Annotated in this window: 16 protein-coding genes; 11 read left to right on the top strand and 5 right to left on the bottom strand. The window is 45.9% G+C overall.

The window, feature by feature from the left end; all coding sequences use genetic code 11:
- The first annotated feature begins 17 nt into the window (after window positions 1–17).
- From MHB71_RS22420 to MHB71_RS22395, 6 genes are all read left to right on the top strand, one after another.
- Entirely contained in the window at window positions 18–1,199 is a 1,182-nt protein-coding gene (locus MHB71_RS22420) for an arginase family protein (protein WP_340027749.1), read from the top strand.
- A gap of 2 nt (window positions 1,200–1,201) precedes the next feature.
- On the top strand, window positions 1,202–2,179 hold the full coding sequence (locus MHB71_RS22415) for a hypothetical protein (protein ID WP_340027748.1): 978 nt from the start codon (window positions 1,202–1,204) through the stop codon (window positions 2,177–2,179).
- Between the two features lie 24 nt (window positions 2,180–2,203).
- Window positions 2,204–3,511: an insulinase family protein gene (locus MHB71_RS22410; protein ID WP_340027747.1), complete on the top strand. Its 1,308-nt coding sequence runs from the start codon at window positions 2,204–2,206 to the stop codon at window positions 3,509–3,511.
- Window positions 3,504–4,727 carry a pitrilysin family protein gene (locus MHB71_RS22405; RefSeq protein WP_340027746.1) on the top strand — a complete coding sequence of 408 codons (1,224 nt, stop codon included), beginning with the start codon at window positions 3,504–3,506 and terminating at the stop codon, window positions 4,725–4,727. The genes MHB71_RS22410 and MHB71_RS22405 overlap by 8 nt, the downstream gene beginning before the upstream one ends.
- A 30-nt stretch (window positions 4,728–4,757) precedes the next feature.
- A complete protein-coding gene (locus tag MHB71_RS22400; RefSeq protein ID WP_340027745.1) occupies window positions 4,758–5,564 on the top strand; it encodes a 4'-phosphopantetheinyl transferase superfamily protein in 807 nt (268 codons plus the stop codon).
- Between the two features lie 107 nt (window positions 5,565–5,671).
- Window positions 5,672–7,483, top strand: a complete 1,812-nt coding sequence (locus tag MHB71_RS22395; protein ID WP_340027744.1) for a S9 family peptidase — start codon at window positions 5,672–5,674, stop codon at window positions 7,481–7,483.
- 128 nt (window positions 7,484–7,611) lie between these two features.
- On the opposite strand, the gene MHB71_RS22390 is transcribed toward MHB71_RS22395, so the two are convergent.
- On the bottom strand, window positions 7,612–8,646 hold the full coding sequence (locus tag MHB71_RS22390) for an aminoglycoside phosphotransferase family protein (protein ID WP_340027743.1): 1,035 nt from the start codon (window positions 8,644–8,646) through the stop codon (window positions 7,612–7,614).
- Between the two features lie 21 nt (window positions 8,647–8,667).
- Complete coding sequence (locus tag MHB71_RS22385) at window positions 8,668–9,642, bottom strand: SMI1/KNR4 family protein (protein ID WP_340027742.1); 975 nt, start codon at window positions 9,640–9,642, stop codon at window positions 8,668–8,670.
- A 212-nt stretch (window positions 9,643–9,854) separates the two neighbouring features.
- Here MHB71_RS22385 and MHB71_RS22380 point away from each other — a divergent pair, with 212 nt between their 5' ends.
- Window positions 9,855–10,562, top strand: coding sequence for a hypothetical protein (locus MHB71_RS22380; RefSeq protein WP_340027741.1), 708 nt, complete (start codon window positions 9,855–9,857; stop codon window positions 10,560–10,562).
- Window positions 10,563–11,043: 481 nt separating this feature from the next.
- Here MHB71_RS22380 and MHB71_RS22375 read toward each other — a convergent pair whose 3' ends face one another.
- On the bottom strand, window positions 11,044–12,075 hold the full coding sequence (locus tag MHB71_RS22375; protein ID WP_036607380.1) for a ribonucleotide-diphosphate reductase subunit beta: 1,032 nt from the start codon (window positions 12,073–12,075) through the stop codon (window positions 11,044–11,046).
- A gap of 366 nt (window positions 12,076–12,441) precedes the next feature.
- On the bottom strand, window positions 12,442–14,760 hold the full coding sequence (locus tag MHB71_RS22370; protein ID WP_340027740.1) for a ribonucleoside-diphosphate reductase subunit alpha: 2,319 nt from the start codon (window positions 14,758–14,760) through the stop codon (window positions 12,442–12,444).
- 773 nt (window positions 14,761–15,533) lie between these two features.
- Here MHB71_RS22370 and MHB71_RS22365 point away from each other — a divergent pair.
- The gene (locus tag MHB71_RS22365; protein ID WP_017690882.1) at window positions 15,534–15,860 is read left to right on the top strand and encodes an MTH1187 family thiamine-binding protein; all 327 of its coding nucleotides are present in this window, start codon (window positions 15,534–15,536) and stop codon (window positions 15,858–15,860) included.
- A 171-nt stretch (window positions 15,861–16,031) separates the two neighbouring features.
- Here the strand turns inward: MHB71_RS22365 and MHB71_RS22360 are convergent, their stop codons facing one another.
- On the bottom strand, window positions 16,032–17,156 hold the full coding sequence (locus tag MHB71_RS22360; RefSeq protein ID WP_340027739.1) for a PsbP-related protein: 1,125 nt from the start codon (window positions 17,154–17,156) through the stop codon (window positions 16,032–16,034).
- A gap of 445 nt (window positions 17,157–17,601) precedes the next feature.
- On the opposite strand from MHB71_RS22360, the gene MHB71_RS22355 reads away from it, so the two are divergent.
- From MHB71_RS22355 to MHB71_RS22345, 3 genes are all read left to right on the top strand, one after another.
- The gene (locus MHB71_RS22355) at window positions 17,602–17,706 is read left to right on the top strand and encodes a hypothetical protein (RefSeq protein WP_017690880.1); all 105 of its coding nucleotides are present in this window, start codon (window positions 17,602–17,604) and stop codon (window positions 17,704–17,706) included.
- Window positions 17,707–17,749: 43 nt separating this feature from the next.
- Window positions 17,750–17,857, top strand: a complete 108-nt coding sequence (locus tag MHB71_RS22350; RefSeq protein ID WP_017690879.1) for a hypothetical protein — start codon at window positions 17,750–17,752, stop codon at window positions 17,855–17,857.
- A 263-nt stretch (window positions 17,858–18,120) separates the two neighbouring features.
- Window positions 18,121–18,432 (top strand): hypothetical protein, encoded by a 312-nt coding sequence (locus tag MHB71_RS22345; RefSeq protein ID WP_017690878.1) that lies wholly within the window; start codon window positions 18,121–18,123, stop codon window positions 18,430–18,432.
- The last annotated feature ends 632 nt before the right edge of the window (window positions 18,433–19,064 follow it).

Here is a 19,064-nt window from a genome sequence, read left to right as displayed (position 1 = left end):
GTACAGGAGGTTTTTGCATGACAACATCAGAACCTGCTTATCTGGTACGTCGCATTGCAGATGCGTGGATCGCTGCGGATGAAACGTTCAGCCAGTTTTATGAGCTGGAACCTGCGAAAGAGCTGGAGCCACAACGCCCCCCGGATCTGCCGGGGGTGGAACCTGCGGAAGCGCCTTTTTTTTTGTATGAGCCTCTCATCGGTCATGGGGCTCCTCAACTGGGGATCTTGGGTATCCCTCATTCTGGTGGGACAAGCATGTTAAACTCCTCCGTTGCCGGACTTGCGCATGCGTTACGCGTAGAATCGTGGAAAAAGGTCATCTATCCATCGTTACAAGAGTCCGGGAATTCAAGCTTGTACGATATTGGAAGTGGGAGACGATTGCTTGAGAGCGTAGCCATGCAGGATTGGGGTACTTGTCTTATGAATGAAGCGGAGGCGGATACAGCTGTTCCTTATCAAAAGGGGCTTGCGGCCGCACTGGATCATGCGCTGGATCAACAGGCACTATTGTGCTGTATTGGCGGAGACCATTCCATTACGCATGCAGTGCTTCAGATGATGGCAAAGGCCCCGGGCAGTCGAAGAGTGCTGGTCCAGTTCGATGCCCATCATGATTGCGGTATCGATGCCATCCATCAGGAGCAACCCAGTCACTCCAATTTTGTGAGACATTTGCTAGAACAGGGTACGGTTGCTGCTGTAGTACAGATCGGCCTGCGTGGTCTTCGCTCAGCAGATCAGATGTACAACCACCCTGGCTTGATTCAAATATCGGCAGAGCATATGACACCCGAGAGGGTGAGCCATGTTCTGAACGAGGTAAGGCAAAAGTACGACGTTGACTCGGCTTATCTAACGTTTGATCTGGATTCCCTTGATCCGGGTAGCTTTCCCTTTGTTGATTTTCCAATTGCTGCAGGGCCGACGTGGCAGAACATTCGAGACTGCGTTACTGCAGCACTGGAAGTACCGTTATCTTATGAAGGGATGGACATGGTTGAAGGACAGGGTGTGCAATCGGATCGACACATTCCTGGACAATATGAGCTGGCGCTTCGAATGTTGGCCTATATGATGGATGGTATCGACCGGAATCGTCGGCGGTTTGAATTGTCTTCTAGAACTAGCGCAGCGAGGGAAGGAATGCTGTCGGGAGCGGGAATATCCATGAATCAGGGTATACAGGAGGTGTAAGGATGGAGGATTTTCATACATTATATACGTTACATAAGGAACAGGTCAGGGAGGAGTTGTATAGGGAAAAGACAAAAGGAATTCAACTGGGATTCTTCTATGCGCTAATGAATATTATTAAAGAGCTTGCACCACTTCAACCGGAATCGTCACCGGAGTCGATCTGGATGGATTATCTGGCTTTTTTGCGGACGGTTGACGAACACAAAAAAAACCCGTACTCCTTTATGGATTGGGATGAAGTCGAGGGGCTTGAACATTTGCAAGCGACGCTGCAGGAAGGTGGGGCTTTGTTGACCTGGCATTATGGATTCGTCCGGCATAATATGATCACCATCGGACAGGAGATTCGCGCAGGCCACATGAAGTCCGGATTACCCTTCTATCTTGTGGCTGAGCAGGGCACCGTAGAGCAGGAACAGAAGCTGTCATCCTGGAACACTCTACGACAGTTTGCAGGTGCTGATCTGTTGAATGCCGAGGATGAGATGATTGGCATACGATTATATTCTCATTTGCGGAAGGGAGGTTCATTCAACCTTTTTGTAGATGGTCAGACTGGGTTCAACGCGGATAATCGCGCAGTGGAGCTTCCTTTCCTGAGTTCACGCATCCGGACGAGGAGCGGTATTTTTCGTATTTTAGCCAAGACACGCAAGCCTGTATGCCCCTATTTCATGACATTGACTGAAGATTTTCGTTCCAAAATTGTCTTCTTGCCGCCTTTCACATTAGAAGGGGATATTCAGGAATCAGCAGGACGTGTATATGAGCCGTTTCGCAATCAACTGCTGAAGCAGCCTGCATTATGGAGATTCTGGGACCGTCACCATCAGCAAGTGATTCACTGGAAAGAGGATGAGACTAATCTTCATTCAGCGGAAGCTGAGAGTCAGGTGGACTGGTTCTCCAAGCCGCTGGAGGGATTCGGTCAGCTTGGACTGAACACCGCGAGTGGCATGATCTACAATTTGGGTTAACCGTCAGATAAGGGGGAGGCAAGGATGCAGTCTTTCATTACGGAGCAGTACAATCGTCTATCGGTCCATGTGATGCCAACAAGCCAATACGCCAACTGTTATCTCCACCTGGGTATCGTTAACGAACAGGGAAGGATTCCCTCAGCGGTATTTGCAGTCATTGTGCGGTTGCTTTTCAGGCAGGATTCGCTCGGCAAAAGAAAGCTACAGCAGCAACTATGGTCCATGTATGCCGATGAGCTAAGATGCGAATTGGAGCAGAAGGGGGAGACTCAGCTTGCATCCATCCGGTTGCGTATCCCTGCAGGGTTGCTGCCCGGGACCGAGGCACGGACGCTCGATGCGCTGAAGCTGCTCGCAGACATGATGTTCGAACCGAGCCTTAAGGGCGGATTTGATTTTGATGAAGCGCAGATCCAGGAGGAACTTGTTTGGGCAGAACATCATGCGGGCTATGATGTTTCCAATTGGGACAAGGTGGTACAGGGGCGCAGTCTGGAATGGCTTGGGTATGCGGAACGAAGCAGGGATGCCGACGTGGAGCAACTGCAACATTGTGTGCGTGATGGTGAACTTCGGCAATGGTACCGGGAGGTGCTTTGTAGCCCACTACATCTTCATGTGATCGGTGATTTCCAGTCGGATGTGATGATAGCTCAGGTCATGGAGACCTTTGTGCCATTGCTTGTCACGGCTGAGGGGGGAGCTATCCCATCTGTGATCGGGCATGGTCAACCTACTGAGCGCCGGGAGGAAGGCGAGATGATGCTTGAACTGATGGATGTTCAGCAATGCAAGATTAATGTGACCTTCACCACCGGGGTGACGTATGGATCGTCGGATTATCCTACCCTGTTTCTTTTTCATTCCCTGTTTGGAGCTACGCCTGCTTCCAGGCTTCAATCCGAGCTTCGTGAACGAAAGCAATGGGTGTATCAGATCTACAGCACGCTGGATGATTATCGGGGAATGCTTCATGTGACAACGGGAACAAACAGTGGATATGTGACAGAGGTTCTTGAAGCGATAGACGCTGAATGGCTGAGGATATGCAGGGGAGACATTCAGGAAGTGGAGCTGAATAGAGCGATTCAGAATGTGATGCATTATGTTCAAGTGGGATACGATCTGCCTGAGCAGGTGGTCAACCTTCATATCGATCGATTGCTCAACCGGGTCCAGATGACAACTCCGCAATTCCTGGAAGCCATATCCTGCGTTACTGCGGAACAAGTGGCCGAGGTAGCCTCTGACATGAAAAAGGCTGTCACCTGGATTTTGTATCCTGAGAGTGAATATTCCGCACCAGTGCAGGAGGTAACTCATGAATAGTATTGTGAATAGCGCACCTGTCCGCAGGCGCTTGTTCAATGGTCTGTCGGTCCACATTTTCCCCGAACCCCAGTTCCATCATACTTTTGTTTCGTGGTCCGTGTCCTATGGCTCAATCCATGATGGAGCCCTACCTGGCAGAGCACATTTCCTTGAGCATATGATGTTCTACAATCCGGATCAACGGCCCGTCAAGCCGTTATTTCATACTCTGGGAGCTTCGACATCTGCATTGACGCGTTACGATGTAACGACTTATCAAATGGCCTGCACAGGCGATTTGAAACGAAGTCTGGAGGTGTTCACCGGCATGCTAGCTGCTCCATATTTCACCCCGATGCATGTGGAACAGGAACGGTCCGTCATTCATCAGGAGCTGTCCATGTATGCAGACCAGCCCTCCTGGCGAGCTTTGCAGCAGTTGACTCAGATGATGTATGGCAGCAATCACCCCATCACGATGGACGTTGCAGGCACACCGGATAGTCTGTACCAAATGACAACGGATGAGCTGAAGCATGCCTACAACACTCACTATGCCACAGGGAGCATGGCGATAGCGGTTGCCGGTCCAGTTGAAACGGAGTTCATTACGGATATGCTGGAAAAATTCCCTGCGATGGAACCACTGAATGGTGCCTACCTGCCAGAAGTTACACTCGACTATTTGGGCGAGGACTCCAATAAGCAATATCGGGAGATTGAATGCGGATTGTCCTTGCCACTTGTAAGGTATGGGTTCCGTGCCGAAGATGGGATGCATTTAAAAGAGCAAGTCGCTTGCATGATCGGCATTGAAGCTTTACTGGGTGAAACTTCCGATTTCCATGCGGAATGTATGGAGTTGGGTCTGCTTCATAAAGGTGCAGAATGGGACCACTATTATCGTAAGGAATTTGCCTTTTCGAACGCTTGTGGGTATTCAGCTGATCCCGTTTCTTTATATAACCGGGTTGAGGAGATGTGTGAGCATATTCAGAACGGAACGCTGTCCCTATCCAACTTCAACTATGCACGGATGAAGTGGTTAAGCAAGTATTATGCAGACATGGATTCGTTAAAACAGCGATGCATGCACGTCTCCGAATATGAGGTGATCGGACTGGATTATATACAGCTTGGCACGTATGCACTTGAATTGACAGAAGAAGAGGTCAGGAGTGGTCTTAGAACTATTGCAACGTCTGCTCGTCTGCGGATGGTTGTTATACGATAACATGTAACCCCGCATAGGGAGGAGGGCGTTATGAATTCCAGAACCGGAACAATCAGCAGCCTTCTGGCAATGAGGGAACAAGGGAATGATACGTCCACGCCATTTTCAGGAGAACCAGAGGTCCACATTTGGACACAGACTTTGCCCATAAGGGAGGATCAACTGCAGACAGCGGCTGCCATAGACTCCGATGCAATGACTTCAGAAGAACATGAACGTATGGTCAGAATAAGCAGAACCTCACGTCTACAGGCTCATTGCTGGATGATTTCAAGGGATTTCTTACGAAGAGTACTGGAACAGTACATGCAGCTTCAGGCACGGGATATTCGATTTGAATACGGCACTTCCGGAAAGCCTTATCTCGTGGGAGGTCCGCAATTCAGCCTTTCGCATACGAATGGGTTGTGTGTACTGGCGGTTACATCCACTAACAACGAGCTTGGCGTTGATGTGGAATGGGTACGTCCGTTATTGCGAGAGAAAGCCATCATCCAACGTTTCCTGACGGAAGAAGAGCGGGATCATGTGCTGGAAGCCATATGTTCCGGGGAGGATTCTTCTTCCCTGCTGTGGAAAGTCCTCACAGGCAAGGAGGCCTGGATCAAGGCTTCCGGTCAATCTTTATGTGGACAGTGGAGAAATCTGAATACGGTACAGGCTATACGTAATCATGAACATGTGCTGGAATGGGCCGGACACAATTATGTGCTGCAGTCTCTGAAAATGGGCAAAAGCTACTCCGCATCATTATGCGTGACAGGGAGGGAGATACCACTCATACGCTGGATGAATATGGATAATAATATACGAAGCTATGAGGAAGTTATTATTTAAATCTTACATATCTATTGTCTAAACATTGGCATTACCTATAATATGGACAAATGGTACCTTAATTTACCAATGTTAAATTCGTTGGTTCAATTCCAAGGAGGTTTGTCATGATTCAGTTCCCTAAACCGGATGTCGAGCAATATTTTCAGACGTACCGTATTTCGCATTTTGCCGTATCGGCAGACGAGAAACGTTTGTTCATGGACAGCAATCTGAACGGTCAGCCGAATATTTGGGCGATGGATTTGCCTGGAGGATACCCGTATCCTTTAACGTACTTGAACCAGAGCAGTCAATTTATCAAAGCAGACCCGCAGGGGCGTCATCTTCTTACCGCGTTTGATCGGGATGGAGATGAGAACTATCATCTATATGCACTCCCACCCGAGGGTGGTGTTCCACTGCCTGTGGTTCCGGCGGAACCAAATGATCGCTGTTATTTCGCTGAGTTGTCTGAGGATGGACAGCGTCTCTATTATGTCACCAGCGCGGGTAATCCGAATTATCTGAATTCACGCCGCATCGATCTGGAGACAGGGGAAGATGAACTGTTATACAGTGGAGAAGAGGTTACGAGCAGCCTGTTTGCTGTAAGTCCTGACGAGAAGAGTTATGTCATTTTAAAAATGTACTCCAATACGTATCAGACGGCGCATCTGTATCGTAATAATGAAGAAATGGAGATTCTGCCAGCTTCAGAACGTCATAGTCAGGTATCTGATCTGATTTTTGCAGATGACAATCGTCTTCTGTTCATTACCAATGATGACTCCGCATACGCCTATGTGGCTGAGTATCGTATCGATACCCGCGAATTCCGTTTATTGTGCAGAATCGAAGGGGAAGATGTGGAGTTTATCCGCTGGCATCAGGCTTCCGAGACCTTATATTTCTGGACACTTACAGGGCCGGAGAATCGCATGTACGTATTGGGCAAAAATGCCGATGAACCTCGGCGCATAGATATGCCGCTGGATACGATAGAGCAGGTGAACGTTACAAAGGCTGGCAATGTGTATATCCTCGGACGTGGAGCGATCCAACCGCATAATATATATCGAAAAATAGCAGGTGCTGAGTCCTGGGAGCCGCTGACTGCCAATCGGGTAACCGGACTGGACCCAAGTGATCTCGTGTACCCTGACGTTATTCAGTATAACTCCTACGACGGACTGGAGATTGAAGCTCTCTTGTTCAAAGCAAAACCAGAGCAGGCCAATGGCTACACCGTATTTTGGCCTCATGGTGGGCCGCAATCTTCCGAAGCAAAGTTTTTTCGGCCGATGTTCCAGATGATGCTCGCTCAGGGCTATCATATCTTTGCACCGAATTTCCGGGGCAGTACCGGGTATGGTGCGGAATTCGTCAAATTGGTTGAGCGGGATTGGGGTGAGGGTCCAAGGCTGGACTGTGTTGCCGGGATCAACTGGTTGTTTGATCAGGGAATCACCTCGCCAGAGCGGTTGTTTGTGGTAGGTGGAAGTTATGGGGGATATATGACCCTGTTATTGGCAGGTCGCCATCCGGAGCTCTTCCGGGCTGCGGTCGATATTTTTGGGCCAAGTAACCTGTTCACATTCCTTGAATCCGTACCGGAAGACTGGAAGCCGATGATGGATAACTGGCTGGGTGATCCGGTCCGTGACCGCGAACGTTTAACGAAGGATTCACCGATTACGTATCTCGATCAGATGGCGAACCCAATGCTGGTCATTCAGGGTGCTAATGATCCAAGGGTCGTGAAGGCCGAATCCGATCAGATCGTGGCTGCGCTCCAGTCGAAGGGACTTGATGTGGAATACATCGTTCTGGATGATGAGGGTCATGGCTTCTCCAGGAAAACAAACGAGATTCTTGTGTACCGCCGGATGCTGGAGTTTTTGCAGAAACATCAGGAGTCACCCGTCGCACAAGCTTAAGTTGAGAGATTCCATCGTTGACTGAAATATAGTGAGATGAGGAAAACCGCCAAAGATCAAGGATGATCTCTGGCGGTTTTATGCGTGCGCCCGCATGTTGGGCGATATATATGGAACGATACATTCTACTAATCTAACAATGCGACAATCGAATTGATGGACTGCTGCGCCCACTGTGCAAAAGGCAGGTCGGCTGCCCACGTCACTTGTCCTGTCGCTTTGGCTTCCCCCCACCACAAGATACGTTGATAGAGCAGATGCATGCTGAGACGTGTGCGGAAGTGTTGGCATTTCTCCTCATCTGCTGCACAGACCAGATCCCGGTAGCAACGAAGGAACTGTGCGGCCAGTTCTGGTTGACCCTCACGAACATACCTGGTGGATATTTTGGTGAGGTCGGCTGTGCCGTCTCCGAAATAGGCGGTTGTAAAATCGAACAGACCACTAATCTGCCACCCTGAAGAACGGTCGTCCAGATTTTGAATCAGAATATTCTCGACCTTGAAGTCTCCCATAACAAAACACGGAACAGCTCTGGACCGAAATGCCGGTTCAGCATTTTTGAATTGCTCGTCCACCCACTGAACATCTTCATCCGTAATCACCGAGTACTGTTCAGCATCATGTAACCAGTGACGAATGGTTCCGTACAACCAGTCCAGATAATCGCCTGCAAAGGAAACAATCTGCTGTGCTACAGGATCATATTCCCCGGCATCAGGCACCTTCCAGCGGTGCAGTTCAGCCAAAGTATGGGCAAACATACAGGCAATCTCTTCCTGATCTTGCTGTGACAGCGAAGCCTGGAATGCTGGATCATACAGGTGATTCCCGGGCAGGCGTGGCATTATGGCATAACTCCAGCCTAGCAGATGGGTATCTTCATGTAATAAATATGGATCAGGGACAGGAATGGACGTATGTTTTGCCAGTTGTTCTACAAAGAACTTTTCTTCCTGTAACTGTCCTGCATATAAAGGATTGCCTTTTAGAATATACTCTCCACGGGAAGAGCGAATGAGTAGTGTCTGACCCATAACACCTTTATCCGTTCGTCGATAATCTTCAAGAGTTCCCAGGTCAAGCTCATTCAGCGCATCTTGTAATAAAACTGCGGCCACTTCGCCAAGTTGATTGGAACCAAAATATATACGGGTTGTCATATGGCCAGACCCTCCTGGGTGTTAGTCCTCATTCTCTTCGTCAGACAGGTCATACGTATCCTCATCGACCAATCCACGGATGAAAGCTTCAAAATTCGGCGCAAGATATGTAATCTCATAATCATTTTCCTGATCGACATGAACTACACAGGGTTCACCTTCAGGGCCGCAGAAGCGATAATCCAGCATAACAACATCATGACCAGCGGATGGACAATCACAGATCACAATCCCCAGGTCGGGGTATCCCCAATCTTCGATCATGAACCGACTTCCCAGCTCACCAGCGAGTGCGTATATTTTATCGTGTCCAATTCCCATAATGCTTGAAATGGCAATGTGATCCTCAGCCCAGGAAGTCGCTTCTTTGGTGGGAAATACAGTGAGCGCAGGGATACCGCCGTTTTGCGTATTCATCAGTTGAATATAGGAAGCGGGCAGCTTGTAACCCAATTCTTGCTCAATCGACACAATTTCTGCTTCGTCAAAGGGAGCCGATACATGGTTGTCCAGTGCATAATCACTCTGCTTCCAGAATGTCGCAGGATCATAAGTCCCTGAAGCGGCTCTTAGATGGTTCTGTATACCGCTCTGCTCGAATGCGGCAAGTTCCTCTTCATGACGCTGGCGATCTTGACGCATCTTGTCCGCTTCGGGACGAATCTCTCGAAGGAATTCAAGGGTAGATTCATCATGGGGCAGAAGTTCATCAGCTCTCTCAAAAGCCAGTAATGCCTGTTCATAACTCGCTATATGACAGTATGCATAACCCAAACGGTATTGCCAGAGCGGGTCGTTTACCCCTTGCTCCTGGACAGACAACAAATGTTGAACGGCTTCGCGGTAACGTGCATCATTGTTATAAGCTCTGGCGAGTTGACCAATCAGATCATAATCCCGCTCTGAGACGGGGGTTCGTTCAATATGTTCAATAATGAGACTGAATTGGTCCTGGTCATGCCACAAGTTGATTTGTTCCAGCAGTTCTCTTTCCATGAATAGGCCTCACTTCCGTAGGAGGGGTATGAATCTCTTTCATTATATAATAAGTATGTGTTGGTTGGAGAATGTATAAATCAAGCTCTTCGTAGCATACTGTTTAAGTATACTTTAAGTTTAATATATAAAGTTTAAGTTGTGTTTAACTTTGTTTAAGTATGATGTTGAAAGTTAAACTTTACTATCCTATACTAGGAGTGTGAGGTGAGATGGATATGGGAATCACAAGAGTTGAGAAGAATATATTTAGTCAGAACACGGACGAGATTGCTTCTGAGTTAGTTCAGAGCTTAAGTAATTCGGATAATAGTATTTTACTGTTCAAAGTGCTGGCACTTGCAGTCAAAAATAATGCTGAATTTGTTCGTAGCCTGGATGAATCTATCTTTGAAGATACTGATATTTTTAGAGAAAAGTATGTTACTCTTCTCAAACATGCGTTAAGTCAAGCAGTGGATGTACCGACAGGAATTACAGACAGTGGTGTTCCTTCTATTGAAGCGGTACGTTCTTATACTCCTAAAGAATTATCTGTATTTTTTGGAGTAAGTATTACGACGATTTTTAACTGGATTGATCAAGGCCGTTTTATGGGAATTCAAAGAGCCGGGTCCAACAAACATAATCTCATCCCAGACAATACTACATATGTGTATGGATCAGGTAAGAGAACGACGATTAAAGAGATTGTGACTATGTGGAAAAAGGAACAGGCAGAACACCAATCCACAATAGAAGTCAGTGACCTGGATTACCATACAGGGCAAATTGCCTTATATGAAGATAAATACAAAGGGGAATTCGAACGGACCCTCGGAACTAAATTGAACTTAACACCTGAAGAAGAAACCGATGCACAAGTTTGGAAACACCATTTGGGGAGGCAGCGTCTTGGCTTTAAAGATACCGAAAAGTAATTTTCGTTTTATTGAGAATGATTTTTCAGATATTATTATGGAGATTCGAGATGGTGCCCACGGTCTTCCAAGCAGTGCTAGAACTATTCGTAAAACAATTGTCTTTAATCGAAGATGTACTGTGTAGAGGAGATAGATCGAAACGGGGGATTCATCGAGTTATATTGGTATGATTGGTATGATGATCAAAAAGAGTTGATTATGAAATTCCATGCTCATTATCATCCTGATGAAACACCTGCTAATATTACGATGTATGACCCGTTTCATATTCATACGGCAAATGAGAGAAGATTGAATAATGAAAAATTTCAAGAATTATATATGATTCTTGAATTTATTAGATTAAGAAATATTTCTATTAAATTATAATAGTTCAACGCTGATATGATGTTTGTACATACGAATTAAACAACACTCCCTGAACTTAGGCATTATAGCCACAGTTCAGAGAGTGTTGTTTTTTATAATCTATTCTTTATTACAAATCGTCAAATCCGTTATCGTCGCCAACTTTACCGTAGTTACGGGATTTAGCTTCAAAGAAGTCGGTTTTGGTTGCATTCAGTGCTTCATCGGAGAATGGTTTGATCCAAGGCATGCAGTTTACATCCACACCTTCATATGCTTTCTCCATACCCATCAGACGCAGACGTTTGTTGGCGATGTACTTGATGTAATCTTCCAACTCGTTCAGGTCAATACCGCGCACGTTGCTGAGTGTGTAATGTGCCCAGTTGGTTTCAAGCTCAACAGCACGATGGATGGTTGTGTATACGTAGTCCATGTTCTCAGGTGTGTTCAGTTCAGGGAAGTCTACCAGCAACTGTTTGTACACTTCGGCGAAGAAGTAACAGTGTTGGTTTTCATCCCGCTGGATATACGAGATCATCTGGCTGGTTGCCATCATTTTCTGGTCACGGGCCAGGTTGTAGAAGAAGGCAAACGTACTATAGAAGAAGATACCTTCGAGTACCAGATCGGCGACCATAGCCTGGAAGAACGTCTGTGGAGACGGCTCGTCCCGGAATGTTTGGTAAATGTCTGCGATGAAACGGTTACGGTCAAGCAGGACTGGATCATGTTTCCAGTATTCAAAAATTTCCTTTTGCTCCCGATCAGATACGATCGAAGACAGGACGTAGGAGTACGATTGGTTATGAACGACTTCCTGTTGTCCGATAATGGCCGAGATAGCTTCGAGTGAAGAATCGGTAAAGTAACGTTTTACATCACCAACAAACATCGTCTGCATGGAATCAAGTACCGCGAGCAGAGAGATGTTGATTTTAAACGTACGTTGCTCTTCCTCGTCCAGTTGAGCAAACTGGGAAGCATCTTTGGACATTGGAATCTCGTCTGCGATCCAGTGGTTAAGCAGCAGTACTTTGTACAATTTGTACATATGAGGCATACGAATGTCGTTCCAGTTCAGGATACCGGAGCATTCACCTTCAATAATACGGGTTGATTGGTTAGGGGCTTCGGTGTTGAAAATTTTCTGTACTTGCATTGTTCCGTTCACTCCTTGAATGAATTTACACTGTATAACTACGATGACAGAACAACCTTCCGATCGCTGTTATCTCCTGATTTTTTTGATTCCCTCTTTCAAAGGGGAAAATCCGGTGATAAAGGCGAGCGCTCCGCTTCTTCAGCTTTTTTCTGTCCTCTTCGTTATCGTGTAATCATTAATTCTTTTATATATTAGGGTTCTATAATGTGGCATCTATATCAACATCTTGCGATGCTGTGATCGTGTTTTAGGCAAAAAAGAACCAGGGCAACGCCATTTTGCAATCAAAACAGGATGCCCTGGTGGTCACCTCGAATCTAGTAAATCTTCTCTATCATGGATAAAACGTAACTTGCGTAAAAATCAAGATTCTTCAATCGTTAATGCACGGCTACGAACATAATAAGTTGATTTCATGCCGGCTCTCCAAGCGTGCAGATGCAATTCCAGGAATTCTGTTGCTTTGATATCTGGTCGAACGTAGAAGTTGAAACTTTGTCCCTGATCGACGTGGCGCTGACGGGCAGCCGCCATATTAATGGAAGCATGTTGGTCCACCTGGAACGCCGTTTGGTAATAAGGGCTTGTTTTTTCGGACAGATCCGGAGCCGGATTGGCAATTTTGTAAGTTGTTTTCTCTTCATAAGATAACAGCTCATAGAGCGGATCAATACTAGCCGTTGAACCGGCAATAATGGACGTGGAACCGTTAGGTGCAATGGCGAACAACCAGGCATTACGTACACCGTTTTGTCGTACTTCGGCTTGCAGTTCTTTCCACTGTTCGGTTGTCACGAACTCGCCTACGCGCTCACCTGATGTGTACTCGCGTTGGTCGAAGTAATGACCACTTTCCCAATCGGAACCTTTGAATTTCGGATAATGTCCTTTTTCTTTGGACAGCTCCATACTGGATTTCACGAGCAGGTAGTTAATTTTTTCATACAGATTATCGTTATACGTTACAGCTTCGTCAGACTCCCAATGAATGCCTTCGAGAGCAAGCAGGTGGTGAAGTCCAAACGTTCCCAGACCGACTGCGCGATATTGGCTGTTGGTATATTGGGCTTGCAACACTTCAATGTTGTTAATGTCGATAACGTTGTCCAGCATGCGCACCTGAATTGGAACGAGACGCTCCAATACATTATGAGGTATAGCACGTGCCAGATGGATGGAGTTCAGGTTGCAGACAACAAAGTCGCCAGGCACTTTGGAAATCACGATGCGAGTTTGTCCATCCTTGGTTACGAGTTCTTCCTTTTCAATTACAGTGGCAGACTGGTTCTGCATAATTTCGGTACACAGGTTGGAGGAGTATACCATACCGTGTGCACGGTTAGGATTCGAGCGGTTAACCGTATCCCGGTAGAACATGTATGGCGTACCTGTCTCCAGTTGGGATTTAAGTACACGCTTCATGATGTCAATCGCCTGTACTGTAATCCGGGACAGCAGTGGGTGATTCACTGCTTCTTCGTATTTATCACGGAACGCACCTTCGCCAAAGGACTCATCATAGAAATCTTCCAGTCCGAGTGCACGACCATTCTCGTCCTTCCAGCCCATCACTTTCTTTGTTTCGTGCGGACAGAACAGGCTCCATTCGCCGCGAGTGGATACCCGCTCCATGAACAAGTCAGGCAGACAGATGCCGTGGAATACGTCATGCGCACGCATACGCTCGTCGCCGTTGTTCAGCTTCAGATCGAGGAAGGCCAGAATGTCTTTGTGGAAAACGTCTAGGTACACGGCAATGGCACCTTTACGCGTACCGAGCTGGTCTACGCTGACCGCTGTATTGTTCAGTTGGCGAATCCAAGGGATTACACCGGAACTTGTATTTTGGTGACCACGGATATCCGAACCACGAGCTCTGACTTTGCCGAGGTAAACGCCGATGCCGCCACCCATTTTGCTCAGACGAGCTACATCCGTGTTGGAATCGAAGATACCTTCGAGTGAGTCGTCCACCGTATCAATGAAGCAGCTGGAGAGCTGACCGGCTACTTTTTTACCTGCATTGGACATCGTAGGAGTAGCTGCGGTCATGTACATGTTGCTCATTGCCCAGTATGCTTCCTTGACGAGATCCATACGTTTCTCGGCAGGCTCTTGGTGCATTAGGAACATGGCGATAACCATATAACGCTCTTGTGGCAGTTCCATTACTTTTCCATCAAAATCGTGAGCGAGGTAACGTTCTGCCAGTGTGAGCAAGCCGATGTAATCGAAGAGCAGATCGTTGCGGTAGTCAATGCAATCAGCAAGTTCGTCGATCTGTTCCTTGGTGTAACATTCCAGCAATTCTTCGCGGTAGATACCTTTCTTCACGAGATCTACAAGAAGAGGGTGGAATGCGCCATAAGGCTCGTCCGGGTAAGACTTGTATCTGCGGTTGGTAGCCGCTTTTTTGTAAAGGGAAGTGAGCAGGGAGCGTGCCGCTGCAAATTTCCAATTAGGCTCCTCTTTAGTTACCAGTTCCAGTGCGCTCATGATAAAAGCGTTGCTGATTTCGTCTCCGGTAACTTCATCACGGCGGAGCTTGCTGTTTACCCCACGTACAAGACGTTCCTTGTCCAGCATTTCCAGTCCTTCCAAAGTACGGTCGGCATATACCGAGATGCGCATATCATCAAAGGCAAGCTGGCGGTTGTTCGGCTTGGTCACAACTTGTGGCATGAATATTCCTCGCTTTCGCATGTTTAAGAGATAAATTGGAGAAATTCTTTATATAAAGAATTGAGTGTTGTCTTACGGTGAGAAAAAGGTAAAGGTTGCTTTTGGCAGACTGAAACGGCGGTGACAAGTTCATGTCTTAAATCGCTCAACTTGCGGAGCACAAAACAGCACAATGCATAACATGCTCATATAAAAAGCATTCTCCCGCCTCGCGGCTGAAAATGCCCATGGATGCTCTGGCTTCCTTACTGTCTTAGAGGTTCAGGATATCGACAGAAAAGGGTGCTTATGTAAGCTTTGGTCTATTGCAGATGTGCCTGTAGTTTGAGGATACCGGATGCAGTCCAAACAGCCCCGTTAACCTCCATGTCAACTCTGTTTCGAGAAAGCGATTTACACCTACAGGGACGTGCCTTTGGAGGTGATTTCATCCTGTTTTTCGCGAGAATGCAGAAGGTGACTAATAGAAGCGGAGAAATCTAGTGTTACTACATTTTGTAGCTTTCAACATACTGTAACCCAACATATTGTGTTTGTAAAGTGGGCCGATACAGTAAAACGTAATTCCGAGTATACCATTTAAGCCAGGAATCCGCAAAGGAAAAGGACTGGAAGATTTGAAGATTTATCAAAAAAAATTTTTGACCAATTTGAATGACGTCTTCACGTCAGTTTGAATTGTAACGCATTCAACTGGTAGAATAAAAACAGTCAAAAATCGACTAAAATTAGCGGCAGCGGTTGTTCACGGGGCCCAGAGGAGGCGGAGCAAAATGGCAATAGCAGAAGTGACTGTAATTCCAATTGGAACGGGTACAACCAGTCTAAGCAGTTATGTGGCGGACATGCAAAAGGTATTGGAACATCAACGGGGCATTACATATCAGTTAACTTCCATGAGCACCATTATTGAGGGACCGCTTAACGAGATCTTTACAGCAATTGCGGCTCTGCATGAAGCGCCGTTTTTGTCAGGAGCTCAGCGTGTTTCCACATCCGTCAAAATTGACGACCGTCGTGATAAACCGGATGCCTCAAGTATACAGAAGTTACAATCGGTTCAGGATAAACTGACGTCACTTCAGGCAAGACCTAATTAATGGTTTAGTATAAACATCCGTATATTCGGTATGTTATAAGTCATTAATTAAAGGTTAGATTGTGTCTCTGCGTAGTTAACGTGAATTTCTGACATCTATAAACTGAAAGACAAAAAGACCAGCTTAACGTTCATTAAGCTGGTCTTTTTGTATACTCATTTAACATTTTAATTAATCTGCCACTACCAATGAGGCTCCAATCAAAGTGGCGTTGGTGTAACCACCGCCAACATTTTCAAAAGAGAAGTTGGTAATTGGCGCACCGATAACAGTGGCATAATCACCGTCAAGCAGATCTCCAGTCGTTGCAGGGTACAGCGCTATAATATCGTTTCCGTTCTCATCCATGACATGAACGATAGAGAAGGTTGCTCCGAGAGAGCTATCTTCTTCAACGGAAATGACTTCCCCGTTAATTTGTACGAAAGTATTGTAATAGTTGGCTACATTTTTATTCAGATGACGGGTCGTTACATTGGAGTCAACGAGCCCCTGTACCTTTTTGCTTAGTTCTGTCGTAATGGCCGGGAATACATCGTTATGTTTACCAAAGAAATCATAAGATGCCTGCTCCATAAAGGCTGTGTCTTCTGTAATGTACGGAGTTAACTCATTAAAGAAATCCGCAGCTGATGCTGTGGCAGATGAATTTCCAGTTGTTGCAGTTGGTGCTGTTTGCTCCAGAGAAGTAGTAATGCTTAGGGAATCAAGGATATCTTTGATCTCATCCTGATTATAAGTATCCTTGGCGTAGGTTAACGTCATGGTATAGAGTTCTGTATTGGTCGGAATCAGATACTGCACAAGGATAACATCTGTACCCGAGGAATGCTTATAGGCTCCTTCCAAGACACCAGCGCTATATTCTTTATAAGGCTTGTTTGTGTAGCTGGTTTTTTTATAATCGGAAATGCCGATGCTTGAACCGCTTTGTGTGTAATAATCCACTATATTATTGGCGTATTCTTCAGGATTAATTGAACCGGTTGAGCTGGCCTCAATCGTCAGATTCATATTATCTGCAAATGTGACTGATGAAGATTGGTCTGAAAAAGCAGCTTTAATGGATGGAGCATTCATTTGACTTGTATCTACGCTTTTCCAGGATTCAGGATATGCAAAAGAAAATCCTTCTCCACTATATGTAGTGTATTTCGTAGCTTTTGCTTCTGTTGAGACAGTTTCAGTTGCCTTGGATGCTTCTGACGCTTGGCTATTGGTTGTTGTGTTTGTTTCTGAATTACCACAAGCAGTAAGCAATGTGGCTAATGCCAAAATCGTAATAAGTTTCTTCATTATGTCTAATTTCTCCTAATGTGCTTCCCATCGGTTGGGATTTTTTCTAAGGTCATCATTTCGTTTGGGATAATCTAGTTTAGGTGGTGAGCATAGAAACTCCTTTCTGCTTTTATTAGTAAAATAATAACATAAATAAAGATTTCAGCATTCATAATTACTAAAAAGGTAATTTATCTGTATTTAACAAGTCAAAAGCTAATAATATACCGTATGGGTATCCATTTTGATTGATAGTACATACATTTGGTTGATACAACCGTGGGATTTATTTATGACTTAAACATATTTGAACATAACATTCCGACTTAAGAACTAACCCTTTATGTAGTTGCAATTAGCGAATAGTCGGTGAAAAAAACAGCCCATTTTTCGACCTGAGCCCGGTCCCATGTGTGATTGGTGCATATAGTGAACTGTACCTCAAATCAAAGGAGGGGTTTACATGAGTGGAGTAGTAGGTGGATACGGCGGCGCATGGACATCGACTGGCGCGATCTTGGTTCTCTTTATCTTGTTGGTCATCATCTCTAAAGCATTCTTGATCTAATAAACCGCTTGGACCCTAATATATTTGTAAAGGAGGGTTCTGCATGAGCAACGTAGTTGAAGGCGTAGGATACGGCGGCTGGACATCGACTGGAGCAATCCTGGTTCTGTTTATTCTTCTCGTAATCATCACTAAATCTTTCTGGGTATAATATGGCGAGCTCTGCCGGGCAACCGGTGGGGTTTTTTTTCTAGAGGACAAGCATGGTGGAGAGACAGGCATATAAGATAGCTTGTGGTTGAACGGAAGAATTGGTGGAATTCAAGAAAAGGAAGGATGGCGTATGCTTCGAAAATGGGGAAGGTTCCTCATGGCTAAACGCCCATTTTGTCAAAATGAGGGCGATAGCCCGGTCCAGAGGTAGGCATAATACATAGCTTAGGGGTGTAGGCAAATGTTAAGGAGGAATGAACAATGAGCGAAGTAAAACCGAATTCACCGAACGGACAGGGACACGTATACGGACATATGGGAGGTTATGAGCATATGCAAGGATACCAATACACAGGTCATGAAATGCATGGGTATGGATATGGTTGTGGAACAATGCCAATGGGATATGGCTATGGATACGGACACCATGCCAATCAGGCTCCAATGATGCACGGTTATCAACAGGGTTGTGGAGTATCCTATGGTCATGGCGGCGGAAGCTGGGGTTCCATGGGTACGATCCTCGTACTGTTCATCTTGCTGGTCATCATCTCCAAAACGATGTTTATCTAAGTCTTTGGGAGTGCAAGGAGACTTTGCTGATCGTAGATCGTTGCGTTGGGTGCTCTAAATAAACTCCGAGTCTGAGTTCCATGTTGGGGCATAACGTACCTATGATTCAGAGCGGGACAGCGTAGGATTTCATCCTGCGGTGTCCCTTTTTTATTTAGAAGTGAAGGAGCGTTGGGATTACTTTCTTTAACGTACTCCACAGACGCTATTCCATGCATTTTTGCCATTTCACAAGTTTAACGAATCGTAGACGTCTTATTTCCTCAATTTGGGCATGTTTGGAGCTTATATTCATGAAAAGACATGACATGGATTAACGTGGCTGAGATTCGTTAGATTTTACATAGCACAGAAATCCCCAATTTAAGGTGTGCAGGATTCGTTAGCATCTGGTGAGCGTAAACATTTGCTTTAGAGGCCGAAGTTATTTGCACAATTGGAGAAGTAAGGAAGTATCGAGGAGTGCAGTCAGTGGGAGAACGAAAAAGTTTTAAAAGCAGAGCCGAATATATCTGGTTAGTCTGATCAGTGAAAGGAAGACTTTTCTCAATGAAGGAACAGTGTCCGACAGTCTATAGATGTTGCTAAATTGAATATGTAGACATGGATAAACACCCGGAACCCAATTCCGG

The organism is Paenibacillus sp. FSL H7-0940, assembly GCF_037979415.1.
GTDB lineage: Bacteria > Bacillota > Bacilli > Paenibacillales > Paenibacillaceae > Paenibacillus > Paenibacillus amylolyticus.
The sequence above is the reverse complement of the archived record's forward strand: the minus strand, read 5'-3'. Positions and strand labels throughout refer to the sequence as shown.

What these genes read in the sequence shown, in the direction of transcription:
- MHB71_RS22420 (WP_340027749.1), top strand. Translation starts at nt 18, where the DNA reads ATGACAACATCAGAACCTGCTTATCTGGTACGTCGCATTGCAGATGCG.
- MHB71_RS22415 (WP_340027748.1), top strand. Translation starts at nt 1,202, where the DNA reads ATGGAGGATTTTCATACATTATATACGTTACATAAGGAACAGGTCAGG.
- MHB71_RS22410 (WP_340027747.1), top strand. Translation starts at nt 2,204, where the DNA reads ATGCAGTCTTTCATTACGGAGCAGTACAATCGTCTATCGGTCCATGTG.
- MHB71_RS22405 (WP_340027746.1), top strand. Translation starts at nt 3,504, where the DNA reads ATGAATAGTATTGTGAATAGCGCACCTGTCCGCAGGCGCTTGTTCAAT.
- MHB71_RS22400 (WP_340027745.1), top strand. Translation starts at nt 4,758, where the DNA reads ATGAATTCCAGAACCGGAACAATCAGCAGCCTTCTGGCAATGAGGGAA.
- MHB71_RS22395 (WP_340027744.1), top strand. Translation starts at nt 5,672, where the DNA reads ATGATTCAGTTCCCTAAACCGGATGTCGAGCAATATTTTCAGACGTAC.
- MHB71_RS22390 (WP_340027743.1), bottom strand. Translation starts at nt 8,646, where the DNA reads ATGACAACCCGTATATATTTTGGTTCCAATCAACTTGGCGAAGTGGCC.
- MHB71_RS22385 (WP_340027742.1), bottom strand. Translation starts at nt 9,642, where the DNA reads ATGGAAAGAGAACTGCTGGAACAAATCAACTTGTGGCATGACCAGGAC.
- MHB71_RS22380 (WP_340027741.1), top strand. Translation starts at nt 9,855, where the DNA reads ATGGATATGGGAATCACAAGAGTTGAGAAGAATATATTTAGTCAGAAC.
- MHB71_RS22375 (WP_036607380.1), bottom strand. Translation starts at nt 12,075, where the DNA reads ATGCAAGTACAGAAAATTTTCAACACCGAAGCCCCTAACCAATCAACC.
- MHB71_RS22370 (WP_340027740.1), bottom strand. Translation starts at nt 14,760, where the DNA reads ATGCCACAAGTTGTGACCAAGCCGAACAACCGCCAGCTTGCCTTTGAT.
- MHB71_RS22365 (WP_017690882.1), top strand. Translation starts at nt 15,534, where the DNA reads ATGGCAATAGCAGAAGTGACTGTAATTCCAATTGGAACGGGTACAACC.
- MHB71_RS22360 (WP_340027739.1), bottom strand. Translation starts at nt 17,156, where the DNA reads ATGAAGAAACTTATTACGATTTTGGCATTAGCCACATTGCTTACTGCT.
- MHB71_RS22355 (WP_017690880.1), top strand. Translation starts at nt 17,602, where the DNA reads ATGAGTGGAGTAGTAGGTGGATACGGCGGCGCATGGACATCGACTGGC.
- MHB71_RS22350 (WP_017690879.1), top strand. Translation starts at nt 17,750, where the DNA reads ATGAGCAACGTAGTTGAAGGCGTAGGATACGGCGGCTGGACATCGACT.
- MHB71_RS22345 (WP_017690878.1), top strand. Translation starts at nt 18,121, where the DNA reads ATGAGCGAAGTAAAACCGAATTCACCGAACGGACAGGGACACGTATAC.